Origin of the sequence: Streptomyces xanthophaeus (assembly GCF_030440515.1) — a bacterium.
GTDB classification, from domain to species: domain Bacteria; phylum Actinomycetota; class Actinomycetes; order Streptomycetales; family Streptomycetaceae; genus Streptomyces; species Streptomyces kutzneri.
In genome coordinates this window covers 5,053,603-5,068,473 of sequence record NZ_CP076543.1, presented here as the reverse complement: position 1 = coordinate 5,068,473, position 14,871 = coordinate 5,053,603, and the positions used below count along the sequence as shown (strand labels likewise).

Genomic DNA, 14,871 nt, shown 5'->3' with positions numbered 1-14,871 from the left:
TCCCGTGCGGGCCCCTGCCGCTGCCCGTGCCCCTGCCGCAAAGGGCGTCGTCTCCGCGGAGGCCCGGCGCCGCCGGCTGATCGCGGCGGCGTTCCTCCTCCCGGCGCTCGTGCTGCTCGGTGCGCTCGTCGTGCACCCGATCGGCTACTCCCTCTACCGCAGCTTCTTCGACCGGTCCGGCGACACCTTCGTCGGCGGCGACAACTACCGGGAGATCCTGAGCGACGACACGATCCGCACCGCCTTGAAGAACACCGCGCTGTGGGTGGTGTTCGCCCCGGCCACGGCCACCGCCCTCGGCCTGATCTTCGCGGTGCTCACCGAACGGGTGCGCTGGGGAACGGCGTTCAAGCTGCTGGTCTTCATGCCGATGGCGATCTCGATGCTGGCCGCGGGCATCATCTTCCGGCTCGTCTACGACCACGATCCCGACCGCGGGGTCGCCAACGCGGTCTGGGTCGGGGTCCACGACACGTTCGCGGAGTCCTCTGCCTTCCCCAAGGCCCGCCCGGGCCGGGACTCGCCGCTCGCGGATGCCGGCGGGGGCGCCTTCGTCACCCGCGACCCCGTCCGCGCGGGCACCCCGGTGCTGCTCCCCCTGGTCGGTGTGGCACCGGAGGCACTGCCGGACGGGACCCGGACCGCGGGCAGGTCCGAGGCCGTGCCGGGGAAGGTCACCGGGACCGTCTGGCAGGACTTCACCCGGGGCGGGGGCGGGTCGGCGAACGTGGTCGACCCGACCGAGCAGGGCTTCGCCGGGATGCGGATCGAGGCGGTCAAGGACGGCCGGGTGGTCGATACGGCGACGGCCGCCGCCGACGGCACCTTCACCCTGTCCGCGAAGGCCGACGGGGCCCTGCTGCGGCTGCCCGCGGCCAATTTCCGGGAGGCGTACGCGGGGGTGGAGTGGCTCGGCCCGGCGCTCGTCACCCCTGCGGTCATCGGGGCGTACGTATGGATGTGGGCCGGTTTCGCGATGGTGCTGATCGGCGCCGGGCTGGCCGCCGTACCGCGTGAGCTGCTGGAGGCGGCGCGCGTGGACGGGGCGAACGAGTGGCAGGTGTTCCGGCGGATCACCGTGCCGCTGCTGGCACCGGTCCTGGCGGTCGTGCTCGTCACCCTCGTCATCAACGTCATGAAGATCTTCGACCTGGTCTTCGTGATCGCGCCGGGTGCGGTCCAGGACGACGCGAACGTGCTCGCGCTCCAGCTGTACCGGACCTCCTTCGGCACGGACGCCGATCCGGGTCTGGGCAGCGCCATCGCCGTGCTGCTGCTGGTGCTGGTGATCCCGGTGATGCTCGTGAACATCCGTCGGCTGCGCAAGGAGGGGTCCCGATGAGCGGTACCGACGCGACGCCGGACCCGGCGGCGGGGCCGGCGACCGCGGGGCCCTCGCGCGCCCGGCCGCCGCGCTCCGAACCGCCGCGCTCCGAACCGCCGCGCTCCGAACCGCCGCGCACCGAACCACCGCGCTCCGAGCCGCCGCGCGCCAGGCCGTCGTACGCCAGGCCTTCGTACGCCACCCTCGTCTCCGCCAAGCTCGCCGCAGGCGCGCTGCGCGTCTTCCTGGTCGTGGCAGCGCTCTTCTGGCTGCTGCCCACGCTCGGGCTGCTGCTCTCCTCGCTCGTCGCCCCCACCGACCTCAACAACGGCGGCTGGTGGCAGGTGCTCACGGCGCCCTCGCGGCTGACGGCCGACAACTACGAGCGGCTGCTGGCGAACGACACCATCACCGGCTCCCTCCTCAACACGTTCGCGATCGCCGTGCCGGCCACCCTGCTGGTCGTGGTCCTGGGCGCCTTCGCCGGATACGCCTTCGCCTGGCTGGAGTTCCCCGGCCGGGACTGGCTGTTCCTCCTCGTCGTCGGACTGCTCGTGGTCCCCGTGCAGGTGGCCCTGATCCCGGTCTCCGAACTCTTCGGCTCCATCGGGCTGTTCGAGACCACGGCGGGCGTGGTCCTCTTCCACACCGCCTTCGGACTGCCCTTCGCCGTGTTCCTGCTGCGCAACTTCTTCGCGGAGATCCCGCGCGAGCTGCTGGAGGCGGCCCGTCTCGACGGGGCGGGTGAACTGCGGCTGTTCGCACGGGTGGTGCTGCCGCTCGGCGCGCCGGCGATCGCCTCGCTCGGCATCTTCCAGTTCCTGTGGGTGTGGAACGACATGCTGGTGGCGCTGGTGTTCGCGGACTCGGCCAGCCCGCCGGTCACGGTCGCGCTCCAGCAGCAGGTACGGCAGTTCGGGAACAACATCGACGTGCTCGCGCCCGGCGCGTTCCTGTCGATGGCGGTCCCGCTCGTCGTCTTCTTCGCCTTCCAGCGGCAGTTCGTCTCGGGGGTGATGGCCGGGGCGATCAAGTGAGTGCGACGAAGGACTTCCCCTCCGCACGGCATGTGACGTGCCCTGTTGACACTGCGTAACCCGAATGCCACACACCGCGTAACCCGAACGCCACGCCGGGGGTTCCTGGGCCATATGCCCGCGCCGACCCCTGGATGTGCCGTGCCCCGGTTCAGCGTCATCGTGCCCGCGTACAAGATCCAGGCCTACCTCCAGGAGAGTCTGGACTCGGTCCTGACGCAGTCGTACCCGGATCTGGAGCTGATCGCGGTCGACGACGCCTCTCCGGACGCCTGCGGGTCGATCATCGACGAGTACGCGGCGCGTGACCCGCGGGTGACGGCCGTCCACCTGGCGCACAACCTGGGCCTGGGGCCGGCCCGCAACGCGGGCCTGGCACGGGCGAGCGGCGACTACCTGATCTTCCTCGACGGCGACGACACCCTCGCCCCCGGCGCCCTGCAGGCCATCACCGACCGGCTGAAGGCCACCGGCTCCCCCGACGTCCTGGTCTACGACTACGCGCGCACCTTCTGGTCGGGCGAACGCGTCCGCAACAGCCTCTCCCACCGGCTGTCCGAGGAGGGCCCGGCCAGCTTCCGCCTCGCCGACCGCCTGGCCCTCCTCGGCATGCTGATGGTGGTCTGGAACAAGGCCTACCGCCGCGAGTACGTGGAGCGCGAGGGCCTCGCGTTCCCGCCCGGCTTCTACGAGGACACCCCCTGGACCTACCCGGCCCTGCTGGCCGCGGAGTCCGTCGCCGTCCTGGACCGGGTCTGCGTCCACTACCGGCAGCGGCGCACCGGCTCGATCCTGACCACCACCAGCCGCCGCCACCTCGACATCTTCGACCAGTACGACCGGGTCTTCGGCTACCTCGCCGACCGCCCCGAGCTGGAGCGCTGGCGCCCCGCCCTGCACCGCCGGATGGCCGAGCACTTCTGCGCCCTGTACGCCGACCCGCGCCGTCTCCCGCGCGCCGCCCGGGCCGAGTTCTTCGCCCGGGCCTGCGCCCTGCTGCGCCGCTACCACGTCCCCGGCGGCAGCAGCGCCCTGCCGCTGTCCCTGTCGCGGACCGACCGGGTCCGGCACACCCTGATGCGGCTGGGCACCCGGCGCACCTACCGTCTGCTGTCGGCGCTGCGCTCGGCCGGACCGGCGCTGGGCCGCGCGGCCTCGGCCCTGTGGCGGGGCCTGCGCGAAACGGCCTTGCGCCTGCACTACCGGACCCAGCGCCTCCTGCCCCTGCGCCCGGAACTCGCGGTCTTCTCCGCGTACTGGCACGGCGGCTACGCCTGCAACCCGGCGGCGATCGAGGCCAAACTGCGGGAGCTCGCGCCGCAGATGCGCACGGCGTGGATCTGCGACCCGGAGCACGCCCCGACCCTGCCCCGCGAGACGACACCGCTGCGCCCGGGCTCGGCGGCGTACTGGACCGCCCTGGCCAGGGCCACCTACCTGGTGACGAACGTCAACTTCGACCGCACCCTGGTCAAGCGCCCGGGCCAGGTCCTCGTCCAGACCCAGCACGGCACCCCGCTCAAGCGCGTGGGCCTCGACCTCCAGGACCGCCCGGCGGCCACCCCGACGGCGGACTTCGCGGGCCTGCTGCGCGGCGCCGACCAGTGGGACTACCTGCTCTCGTCGAACCGGCACTCCACCCTGGTGTGGGAGAAGGCCGTCCCGTCCTCCTACACGACGCTGGAGTACGGCTACCCGCGCAACGACGTCTTCCACCGGGCGGGCCCGGCCGAGGTGCTGGAGCTGCGCGAACGCCTCGGCATCCCGGCGGGCTCGACGGCCGTCCTGTACGCGCCCACGCACCGCGACTACCGGCGCAGCCGGCCGGACCACCTGGACTTCGAGCGGGTGCTGCGGGACCTGGGCCCGCGCTTCACGATCCTGGCCCGCACCCACCTCACGTACGCGGACGTCCCGCCCTCCCCGGACACGCACCCGCGCCTGATCGACGTCTCCTCCTACCCCTCGGTGGAGGAACTCTGCCTGGCCTCGGACGCGCTGGTGACGGACTACTCGTCCCTGATGTTCGACTACGCGGCGCTGGACCGGCCGATCGTGATCCACGCGGACGACTGGGAGGCGTACGAGGCGGCCCGGGGCACGTACTTCGACCTGCGGTCGTGCCCGCCGGGCGCGATCGCCCGGACCGAGGACGAGCTGGTGGACATCTTCAGCACCGGCCACTGGCAGGGCTCGCGCTCCGCGCAGCTGCGGGCGGCCTTCCGCGCGCGCTTCTGCTCGCACGACGACGGCCACGCGGCGGAGCGCGTGGTGCGCCGGGTCTTCCTCGGGCAGACGGCCCCGATCCCGGCGGTCATCCCGCTGGAAGACCGCCGGCCCGCTCCCGCGGCTCCCGCACCGGCGCCGGTCCTGGACCCCGTCTGGCCGTAGGCCGCCGCCGGACGTCCCCTACGCGCCGGCCCCCGCGTCACCGGGGCCGGAGCTCGCCTTCAGGCCCGCCACCACCTGGCGGGCCAGGACGTCGAGGTGGCTGCCGGTCACCGCGTCCCGGACGACCACCTGGCGCCAGTAGAGCGGGCCGATCAGCAGGTCGAGGGCGTGGGCCGGGTCGATGCCCGCCGGGAGTTCGCCGCGCGCGACCGCGTCCGAGACGATCCCCTCCGCCATGCGCCGCTGCCCGTCGAGGAGCGCGCCGCGCACCGCGTCCGCGATCTCCGGGTTCCGGGCCGCCTCCACGAGCAGGTCGGGGATCACCGCGGAGGCCACCGGGTGCCGCAGCACGTGTGACATGACCTCCAGCAGGGCCCGTACGTCCCCGTACAGGGAGCCGGTCGCGGGCACCGGCAGGCCGTCCACCGCGAAGGCCCCCACCAGGTCCAGCACCAGGTGCAGCTTCGACTTCCACCGCCGGTAGACCGCGGTCTTGCCGACCCCCGCCCGCCGTGCGATGCCCTCGATGGACATCTTCGAGAAGCCGACCGCGGCCAGTTCCTCCACCACCGCGTCGCGGATCGCCTCGGTCACGTCCGCGCGCAGGACGGCGGCGCCGGCGGGGGCTCTACGGGCGGTGGCGGGCGCGGAAGCGGTGGCGGCGGGGTCCGGGGTCATGCAGAGAGCATAGCCGCGCCTCGTCACGACGATACGGTTGCGTTCCGACGCAGCACGCCCTAACCTCGCCGTAGCGACGATACGGACCCGTCCCGACCTCGGCAGTGACGTACTGACCCCGTCGAAAGCGAACCCTGTGACCACCGCGACCGCCCCCAAGACCGAGCCCGCGCCCTCCGCGGATCTCGCGCGACTCGCCGCCGCCCACGGCCTCACCCTCAGCGGCGCCCGCCCCACGCTCCCCCGCTACATCGCGGAACTCTGGGACCGCCGCCACTTCGTCACCGCGTACGCGACCGCCCGCATGCAGGCCACGTACAGCACCGCCAAGCTCGGCCAGCTCTGGCACCTGGTGACCCCGCTCCTCAACGCGGCCGTCTACTACTTCATCTTCGGCATCGTGATGAAGGCCAGCCACGGCGTGCCGGACTACGTGCCCTTCCTGATCACCGGCATCTTCGTCTGGGACTTCATCGGCAGCTCCATCAACGCCGGCACCCGCTCCGTCCACAGCAACCGCGGCCTGGTCCGCGCCCTGCACTTCCCGCGCGCCAGCCTGCCCATCTCCACCGTCGTCCAGCTCTTCCAGCAGCTGCTCGTCACCATGGGCGCCCTGGTCATCCTGCTCCTGGCCTTCGGCCAGCGGCCCGCCTGGTCCTGGTTCCTGGCCTTCCCGGCCCTGCTGCTGATGGCCGTCTTCGCCGCCGGCTGCGCGATGGTCATGGCGCGCATCGGCAGCAAGAGCCCGGACGTCAGCCAGCTGATGCCCTTCGTCCTGCGCACCTGGATGTACTCCTCGGGCGTCATGTGGTCCATCGACCAGATGCTCAAGTCGGACCATCTGCCGCACCACTGGGTGCTGACACTGCTCAAGCTCAACCCCGCCGCCGTCTACATCGACCTGATGCGCTTCGCGCTGATCGACAGCTTCCAGGCGCACTCGCTCCCGCCCCACGCGTGGCCCCTGGCCATCGGCTGGGCCCTGCTGGCCGGCGTCGGCGGCTTCATCTGGTTCTGGAAGGCAGAAGAGGAGTACGGACGTGGCTGACACCGCCCCGAAGACCGACACACGGGTACCGACCGTCATCGCCGACGGGGTCCACGTCATCTACAAGGTCCACGGCACCGGCGCCCGCAAGGGCGGAGCCACCGCGGCACTCAGCCGGGTCTTCTCCCGCAAACCGTCCCCCGGCATCAAGGAGGTGCACGCCGTCAAGGGCGTCACCTTCACCGCGTACAAGGGCGAGGCCATCGGCCTCATCGGCTCCAACGGCTCGGGCAAATCCACCTTGCTGGCCGCCATCGCCGGCCTCCAGCCGGTGGCCCGCGGCCGGATCTACTCGCACGGCCAGCCGTCCCTGCTCGGCGTGAACGCCGCCCTGATGAACGACCTGACCGGCGAGCGCAACGTCGTCCTCGGCGGCCTCGCGATGGGCATGTCCAAGCAGCAGATCCGCGAGCGCTACCAGGGGATCGTCGACTTCTCCGGCATCAACGAGAAGGGCGACTTCATCTCCCTGCCCATGCGGACGTACTCCTCCGGCATGGGCGCCCGGCTGCGGTTCTCCATCGCCGCCGCCAAGGACCACGACGTCCTGATGATCGACGAGGCCCTGGCCACCGGCGACGCCGCCTTCCAGCGCCGCAGCCAGGCCCGCATCGAGGAACTCCGCGAGCACGCCGGCACCGTCTTCCTCGTCAGCCACGGCATCAACACGGTCCGCGAGACCTGCGACCGCGCGATCTGGCTGGAGGCCGGGGTGCTCCGCATGGACGGCCCGTCCTCCGAAGTCTGCGACGCCTACGAGGCCTTCACGTCGGGCCGCTGACCTTTCCTGGGCTCCGCCCAGACCCGCGCCTCAAACGCCGGCGAGGCTGGAAAATTCAGCCCCGCCGGCGTTTGAGGCGCTCTTTCAGCCCCGCCGGCGTTTGAGGCGCGGGGGTCCGGGGGCAGCGCCCCCGGCAGCCAACCGGAACGGGCCGGGCCCGGGACCACGTGGTCCCGGGCCCGGCCCGTTCGGCAAAGCCGACCGATCAGCTGTGCACGCGCAACAGCGACCGCATCGTCCGCATCGCCACCGACAGGTTCGCCAGGTCGAAGTCGTCCGACCCCTGGATCTCGTCCAGAGTCGTCCGCGCCCGCCCGATGATGGCCGCGTTCTTCTCCTCCCACGCCTTGAAGCGCTCCTCGGGAGTCGACGTGCCGTTGCCCACCGACAGCACGTCCGCGGTCAGCGCCGCGTGCGCCGCGAAGAGGTCCTCGCGGATGGAGGCGCGGGCCATCGACTGCCAGCGGTCGGACCGCGGCAGCTCGATGATCCGGTCCATCAGCTGGGTGATGGCCAGGCGGTCGGCGAGGTCGTAGTACACCTCGGCGACCTGCAGCGGGTCCGCACCCGTGCGGTCCGCGATCGCGACGATGTCCAGCGCCGGGAAGGCGGAGGAGAAGCCGGCCACCTTGGCGGCCAGTTCCTCCGGGACGCCCTCACCCGTCAGCTCGTCCAGGATCGACTGGTACCACTCCAGGTCGGCGCCGCGCACCAGCTTCGGCAGCTCGGCCCAGACCTGGCCCACGCGCTCCTCGAAGAAGGCGATGGTCTCGGTGATCTGGAGCGGCTGCGGCCGGTTGTTCAGCAGCCAGCGGGTACCGCGCTCGACCAGGCGCCGCGAGTGCAGCCGCACCCGGGTCTGGACGTCGGCGGCGACCTTGTTGTCGAGCGCCTCCACCGCGTCCCACACGTCGGCCAGGCCGAAGATCTCGCGGGCCGCGAGCTGCGCGCGGACGATCTCCTCCGTGGAGGCCCCGCTCTCCTCGCGCAGACGGTGCAGGAAGGTCGAACCACCGGTGTTGACGGTGTCGTTGACCAGGATGGTGGTGATGATCTCCCGGCGCAGCGCGTGCGTGTCGATCTGCTCGGTGAGCCGCTCGGCCAGGGCGGCCGGGAAGTACGCGAAGAGCAGACGGCGCAGGTACGGGTCGTCCGGCAGCTCGGTGGCGATGAGCTCGTCCGCCACCGTGATCTTGGTGTAGGCGAAGAGCACGGCCAGCTCGGGCTGGGTCAGGCCCTTGCCGCCGCCCAGCAGCTCGCGGATCTGCCGGTCGGTGGGCAGGAACTCCAGCGCCCGGTCGAGGAGCCCGTCGCGCTCCAGCCGCCGCATGTAGCGCTGCTGGGCGTGGAGCAGGCTCGGGGCCTGGGCCGCGCCGTTGGCGAGCGCGACGTTCTGCGCGTAGTTGTTGCGCAGCACCAGACGGCCGACCTCGTCGGTCATCTGGGCGAGCAGCTTGTTGCGCTGCTTGACCGTCATGTCGCCGTCGGTGACGACCGCGTTGAGCAGGATCTTGATGTTCACCTCGTGGTCGGAGGTGTCCACGCCCGCGCTGTTGTCGATGGCGTCGGTGTTGACCTTGCCGCCCTCGCCGCCCGCACCGGTGCGGGCGAACTCGATCCGGCCGAGCTGGGTCAGACCCAGGTTGCCGCCCTCGCCGATGACCTTGGCCCGCACGTCGGAGCCGTTGACGCGGATGGCGTCGTTGGCCTTGTCGCCGACGTCCGCGTGCGTCTCGGCAGTGGCCTTGACGTACGTGCCGATGCCTCCGTTCCACAGCAGGTCCACGGGGGACTGCAGGATCGCCTTCATCAGGTCGGCGGGGGTCATCTTGGTGATGCCCGCCTCGATGCCGAGGGCCTCACGGACCTGCGCGGTGATCGGGACGGCCTTCGCGGAACGCGGGTGGATGCCGCCGCCCGCCGAGATCAGCGAGGTGTCGTAGTCGGCCCACGAGGAGCGCGGCAGCTCGAACAGGCGCCGGCGCTCGGCGTAGGAGGTAGCCGCGTCCGGATGCGGGTCGATGAAGATGTGCCGGTGGTCGAAGGCGGCGACCAGGCGGATGTGCTCGGAGAGCAGCATGCCGTTGCCGAACACGTCACCGGACATGTCACCGACGCCGACGACGGTGAAGTCCTCGGTCTGGGTGTCGTGGCCCAGCTCGCGGAAGTGCCGCTTGACGGACTCCCAGGCGCCGCGGGCGGTGATGCCCATGCCCTTGTGGTCGTAGCCGGCCGAGCCGCCCGAGGCGAAGGCGTCACCGAGCCAGAAGCCGTAGGACTCGGCCACTCCGTTGGCGATGTCGGAGAAGGTCGCGGTGCCCTTGTCGGCTGCGACGACGAGGTAGGTGTCGTCCTCGTCGTGGCGGACCACGCCCTTCGGGGGCAGGACCTCACCGGCGACCATGTTGTCGGTGATGTCGAGCAGCGCCGAGATGAAGATCTTGTACGAGGCGATGCCCTCGGCGAGCCAGGCGTCACGGTCCACCGACGGGTCGGGGAGGTTCTTCGCGACGAAGCCGCCCTTGGCGCCGACCGGCACGATCACGGTGTTCTTGACCATCTGCGCCTTGACCAGGCCGAGGATCTCCGTACGGAAGTCCTCGCGGCGGTCGGACCAGCGCAGGCCGCCTCGGGCGACCTTGCCGAAGCGCAGGTGGACGCCCTCGACGCGCGGGGAGTAGACCCAGATCTCGAAGGCCGGACGCGGGGCCGGCAGGTCCGGGATGGCCTGCGGGTCGAACTTCATCGACACGTACGAGTGCTGCTCGCCCACGCCGTTGAGCTGGAAGAAGTTCGTGCGCAGCGTGGCCTTGATGAGGGTGAGGAAGGCCCGCAGGATGCGGTCCTCGTCGAGCGAGGCGACCTGGTCCAGGGCTCCGTCGAGCTCCTCCAGCATGGCGTCCACGAGCTCGCTGCCGGCGGTCTGGCGCACGGGCGCCATCCGGGCCTCGAAGAGCGAGACCAGCAGTCGGGTGGTGTGGACGTTGTTGCGGAGGGTGTCCTCCATGTAGTCCTGGCTGAAGGTGGAGCCGGCCTGGCGCAGGTACTTGGCGTACGCGCGCAGGACGACGGCCTGCCGCCAGGTGAGCCCGGCGCTCAGCACCAGGGCGTTGAAGTTGTCGTTCTCCGCGTCGCCCTGCCAGACCGCGGCGAAGGCGTCCTGGAAGCGCTCGCGGGCGTCGTCGCCGAGGTAGTTGTCCCCGTTGCCGGTGACGGGCATCCGCAGACCGAAGTCGTAGATCCAGGCGCTGACCCGGTCGGAGCGGCGCAGCTCGTACGGGCGCTCGTCGGTGACCTCGACGCCCAGGCGCTGCAGCACCGGCAGGACCGCGGAGAGCGAGACCTGGTCGCCGGTACGGAAGATCTTGAAACGGCGCTCGCCGGGGCCCGCGCCGACGGGCTCGTAGAGCGAGAGCGCGAACTGGCGGTCGCTGGCGGCGAGCCGCTCCAGGTGGACCAGGTCGGCGACGGCCGCGCGCGGCGAGTGGTCGGCCTTGTAGCCCTCGGCGAAGGAGGTGCCGTAGCGGCGCAGCAGCTCGGCGGCGCGCTCCTCGCCGCACTCGGCGATCAGCGCTTCCTGGAAGCCGTCGGCCCAGGAGCGGGCGGCCTCGACGAGACGGCCCTCGATGCGCTCGACGTCGGAGTCGGTCAGCGCGGGCAGCTCGGTGCCCTGCGGGACGCGGACGACGAAGTGGATGCGGGAGAGGATCGACTCGGTGTTCCACGCGGTGAAGTCGACGCTGATGCCGCCGAGCTCCTCGCGGAGGATGTCCATCAGGCGCAGCCGCACCCCGGTGGTGAACCGGTCGCGGGGCAGGTAGACGAGCGCCGAGTAGTAGCGGCCGTACTCGTCCTGGCGCAGGTACAGCCGCAGCCGGCGGCGTTCCTGGAGGTACAGGACGGAGGTGACGATGGCCTGGAGCTGGTCGACCGGGGTCTGGAACAGCTCGTCGCGCGGGTACGTCTCCAGGATCTGCAGCAGGTCGCGGCCGTCGTGGCTGCTCGGCGCGAAGCCGGCGCCGTCGAGGACCTCGACGACCTTGCGGCGGATCACCGGTACGCGGCGCACGGACTCGGTGTACGCGGCGGAGGAGAACAGGCCGAGGAAGCGGCGCTCGCCGACGACGTTGCCGTCGGCGTCGAACTTCTTGACGCCCACGTAGTCGAGGTACGAGGGGCGGTGCACGGTGGAGCGGCTGTTGGCCTTGGTCAGCACCAGCAGGCGGTGCTCGCGGGCCTTGGCGCGGGCGTCGGCCGGCAGCCGGTTGAAGGACGGCGAGACCGGGTGGCCGTCGTCCTTGCCGCTGTGGTGCGGGTCGGAGCGCAGGATGCCGAGGCCGGTGCCGGGCACGGCGGCCAGGGAGTCGCCGTCGACGAGGTTGTACTCGCGGTAGCCGAGGAAGGTGAAGTGGTCGTCGGCGAGCCAGCGCAGCAGCTCACGGGCCTCTTCGAGCTCGTACTCGCGCAGGTCGGGGGCGGTGTGCTCCTCGGGCAGGCCCTCGGCGATGCGCAGCGCGGCGTCGCGCATCTTCTCCCAGTCCTCGACGGACTCCCGTACGTCGGACAGGACGCGCAGCAGGTCGGCGTTGATCTGCTTGAGGTCGGCGCGGTCGGTCTCGCGGTCGATCTCGACGTGGATCCAGGACTCGACGAGGGAGTCGTGGGGGCGCGCCGTGCGGGGACCGTGGGCGTCGCAGTCGGGACCGAGGATCTCGATCAGCTTGCCGGTGACGTCACGGCGGACGACGACCTGCGGGTGGATCACGACGTGGATGCCGCGGCCCTGGCGGGACAGCTCGTTCGTCACGGAGTCCACGAGGAAGGGCATGTCGTCGGTGACGACCTCGACGACGGAGTGGCTGGAGGTCCAGCCGTTCTCCTCCACCGTGGGCGTGTGCACGCGCACGTTCGCGGTGCCCTGCGGCCGGTTCTCGGCGAGCCGGTAGTGCGAGAGCGCGGCTCCGAACACATCGACCGGGTCCCGGTCCGCGAGGTCCTCCGGCGCCGTGTGCAGGTAGTAGCGCTGGAGGTAGGAGAGAACGGTGTCCTGGTCTGGACGCTCTCCCCGCTCGGACCCAGTCGGAAGTAGCCCCCCGGCCGGGCTGTGCTCAGCTACCCGGGCCGCCCGTGCGAGCAGCTCGGCCTTTGCTTCGTCCAGCTTGGTCTGCATGTCCTCTGGCTCCTGTCGCGCGCCATTGCGTGACGTAGGTGAAGGAAGGAATGACATAGCGCCGCGAGGCGGGGTGTCCGTCCGGGATCGACGCTATGCCGTCGAGAGAGCCGACCGGGAGGGAATGAGCCATGATCGGCCGAAGGTCCCGGGGGCGGGGATCAGCGAAGGCCCGGGCACGGTCGTGCGCCGGGCGCAGGCCGGAGGCTCCAGTGCCCCCGATGACTATCGCGCTGATCACGGGTACAAGGCTATCCCGACCTACCCCCAGGACGTCATTCGCTGCATCTGTACAAATCTTGGGGTGGAACTTTGACACTCTGGCCAGCGACGTGACCGGCCGTCCGTGCAGCGGCCCGTCCCGTGCTTATCCGGCCAGCTCGCGAGCTGTCAGAACGGCCTCGGCCAGGCTGTCCACGACCGGCACTCCGGCCGATTCCAGACTGCTGCGGCTGTGCGAGCCGCCCGTGTAGAGAACGGCCCGGGCACCTACGTGGGCGGCGGCGAGGGCGTCGTCCACGGCGTCTCCGATGAGGACCGTACGGTCCGCCGTCACACCCGTCCCGTCCAGGGCGGCCAGGTGGCGTACGAGGTGGCCCGCCTTGGAGGTGTGCGAGGGTCCGATCCGGCCGTCGACGCGCAGGAAGTGCTGGTCGATGCCGTGGAGCCGGACCAGGGGGACGAGCTTGTCGTGGGGCGCGAGGGACAGCAGGGACTGGGTGAGCCCGTCCAGTTGCCAGTCCCGGAGCAGCTCCCGGGCACCCTCGGCCAGCCCGGCGTCCTCGGCGGCGGCCCAGTAGTGGCGGTGGAAGGTGTCGTCCATGACCAGCCACTCCTCCTCGGTGGGCAGCCGGCCCATGAGGCGCTCGTAGAACTTCGGCACCGGAACGACGTACAGGTCGCGGTAGGTCTCCAGGGTGATCGGCGCGAAGCCGAGCTCGGCGAAGGAGGCGTTGGTCGCGGCTATGACGGCGTCGATGTCGTGCAGGAGCGTCCCGTTCCAGTCCCAGACGATGTGGTTCGTGCGGGTGGTGGCGGTGGCGTCGGTCGCGGCGGTCGTGTCGGTCACTTCAGCAGCCCCGGAATCTCCTGCACGCCGAACCACAGCAGGTCGTGGTCCTCGGCGGCGTCGACGGTGCGCTGCGCGTCCCTGTCCCCGCCGTCGGCGGCCTCCAGGGCCCCTGCGGCGGCTGCCACGTCCCCGTCGGCGTCGTCGGCGTCCACGTGCACGGCGGCGGCCACGGCGAGCCGTACGGCGGCGGCCAGGGTCACGCGGCCGAGAGCGGCCTCGTCGGCCCCGGGGGCGGCGGTGGCGGCCTTGTCGTCGACGTCGAGGGCGACCACGACGCGCCGGCGCGGGGCGTCCGCGTCCGCGGCGACCAGCCGCAGGGAGGCGAGCGCGGCCCGGTTCAGGGCCGCGTACTCCAGCTCCTCGATGTCGTCCGACACGTACCACTCGCGGAGTTCGGGGGTGACGGCGTACGCCAGCAGCGGGGCGGGGCCCAGCTCACCCGCCTGGTGCACCTCGGCGAGCCCGGGGAGGGTCAGGGGGACGTACACGCGCATGGCCGGCTGCTTTCGGTAGTCGGAATCGCCCTCAGGATACGACTCGGACGGGGCCGGGCGGGTGATGGACTCCGTCCCCCTTCGGGGCGCCGGACCGGGAGCCGCGCCCGTCCACCCGGGTACGCGCACGGGCCCCGCCCGGGGCGGGGGACCGGCCGCCGCCCACCCGGATAGGTGAAGCGGGCCGGCGGCCGGGCGGGCCGCGGGCGTGGTTGCGGAGCGTGTTCGGCGGCCGTAGAAGATCCCCATCAAGTTACCGCCCGGTACCGCTCCGGGCCCGGCCTGTTCGGGGGCAGCTCGCGATGGACACCACGATGCGCGGCACGATGACCGGCAACGACGGCAGCCGCCGGCGGCCCGCGGGCCGCACCCGCACCCGTCCGGCCGGGCGCCGCGACCCGCGGCGCCCGGCCGGCCCCCCGCGCACCCTGCGGCTCGGCCCGCACCACTGGTTCGCCGAACACCTCCTCGCGGTGGTCAGCGGCCTGCGCCCGGTCCACTCGCTCCTCGGCCACACCATCGGACCCGCCTACCAGCAGCTGATCACCCTGGCCCCCGCGGACCCCCTCCGCAACCGCCTCCGCCCGGTCGTCCGCCAGTGCGGCCGCTTCACCCCGGGCCCGGGAGTCATCGAGGCCTTCGCCCGCATCGCCACGGGCGACCGCCTCACCGCGATGGCCTTCCGCCTCGAACAGGGCCCGGACCTCCGCTGGCGCTGCGCAGCGGTGGAAATCCAGGGCCCCCGCCCGTGATGCAGCCTCGCCTCATGCAGCCTCGCCGGCGTTTGAGGCGCAGGGTCCCGGGCGGAGCCCCGGCAACGGCGCCGCACCCGCACACGACGCGGCCGGGGCCGGACACCCCAGGTGTCCGGCCCCG

At 71.8% G+C, this 14,871-nt stretch carries 10 protein-coding genes; 6 read left to right on the top strand and 4 right to left on the bottom strand.

From position 1 onward, the window contains the following. Positions 1–4 precede the first annotated feature (4 nt). From KO717_RS22455 to KO717_RS22445, 3 genes are all read left to right on the top strand, one after another. Complete coding sequence (locus tag KO717_RS22455) at positions 5–1,342, top strand: carbohydrate ABC transporter permease (RefSeq protein ID WP_437184553.1); 1,338 nt, start codon at positions 5–7, stop codon at positions 1,340–1,342. Continuing rightward, positions 1,339–2,361: a carbohydrate ABC transporter permease gene (locus KO717_RS22450; protein WP_301370694.1), complete on the top strand. Its 1,023-nt coding sequence runs from the start codon at positions 1,339–1,341 to the stop codon at positions 2,359–2,361. Before KO717_RS22455 ends, KO717_RS22450 begins: the two co-directional genes overlap by 4 nt. 141 nt (positions 2,362–2,502) lie before the next feature. Further along, a complete protein-coding gene (locus KO717_RS22445; RefSeq protein ID WP_301370692.1) occupies positions 2,503–4,752 on the top strand; it encodes a bifunctional glycosyltransferase/CDP-glycerol:glycerophosphate glycerophosphotransferase in 2,250 nt (749 codons plus the stop codon). 18 nt (positions 4,753–4,770) lie between these two features. On the opposite strand, the gene KO717_RS22440 is transcribed toward KO717_RS22445, so the two are convergent. Further along, complete coding sequence (locus tag KO717_RS22440; protein ID WP_301370690.1) at positions 4,771–5,430, bottom strand: TetR/AcrR family transcriptional regulator; 660 nt, start codon at positions 5,428–5,430, stop codon at positions 4,771–4,773. A 136-nt stretch (positions 5,431–5,566) separates the two neighbouring features. Between KO717_RS22440 and KO717_RS22435 the strand changes: the two genes are divergently transcribed. Together KO717_RS22435 and KO717_RS22430 are read left to right on the top strand one after the other, a co-directional pair. Then, entirely contained in the window at positions 5,567–6,478 is a 912-nt protein-coding gene (locus KO717_RS22435; protein WP_301370689.1) for an ABC transporter permease, read from the top strand. Continuing rightward, entirely contained in the window at positions 6,471–7,259 is a 789-nt protein-coding gene (locus tag KO717_RS22430; protein WP_301370688.1) for an ABC transporter ATP-binding protein, read from the top strand. Before KO717_RS22435 ends, KO717_RS22430 begins: the two co-directional genes overlap by 8 nt. A gap of 205 nt (positions 7,260–7,464) precedes the next feature. Here the strand turns inward: KO717_RS22430 and KO717_RS22425 are convergent, their stop codons facing one another. The 3 genes from KO717_RS22425 to KO717_RS22415 all read right to left on the bottom strand — a co-directional run bounded on the left by KO717_RS22425 (position 7,465) and on the right by KO717_RS22415 (position 13,995). Continuing rightward, complete coding sequence (locus tag KO717_RS22425) at positions 7,465–12,429, bottom strand: NAD-glutamate dehydrogenase (protein ID WP_301370686.1); 4,965 nt, start codon at positions 12,427–12,429, stop codon at positions 7,465–7,467. A gap of 367 nt (positions 12,430–12,796) precedes the next feature. Next, positions 12,797–13,498 (bottom strand): HAD family hydrolase, encoded by a 702-nt coding sequence (locus KO717_RS22420; protein WP_301370684.1) that lies wholly within the window; start codon positions 13,496–13,498, stop codon positions 12,797–12,799. Then, entirely contained in the window at positions 13,495–13,995 is a 501-nt protein-coding gene (locus KO717_RS22415) for a DUF6912 family protein (RefSeq protein ID WP_301370683.1), read from the bottom strand. The genes KO717_RS22420 and KO717_RS22415 overlap by 4 nt, the downstream gene beginning before the upstream one ends. 302 nt (positions 13,996–14,297) lie before the next feature. On the opposite strand from KO717_RS22415, the gene KO717_RS22410 reads away from it, so the two are divergent. Further along, positions 14,298–14,747, top strand: coding sequence for an Rv3235 family protein (locus KO717_RS22410; protein WP_437184552.1), 450 nt, complete (start codon positions 14,298–14,300; stop codon positions 14,745–14,747). Positions 14,748–14,871 lie beyond the last annotated feature (124 nt).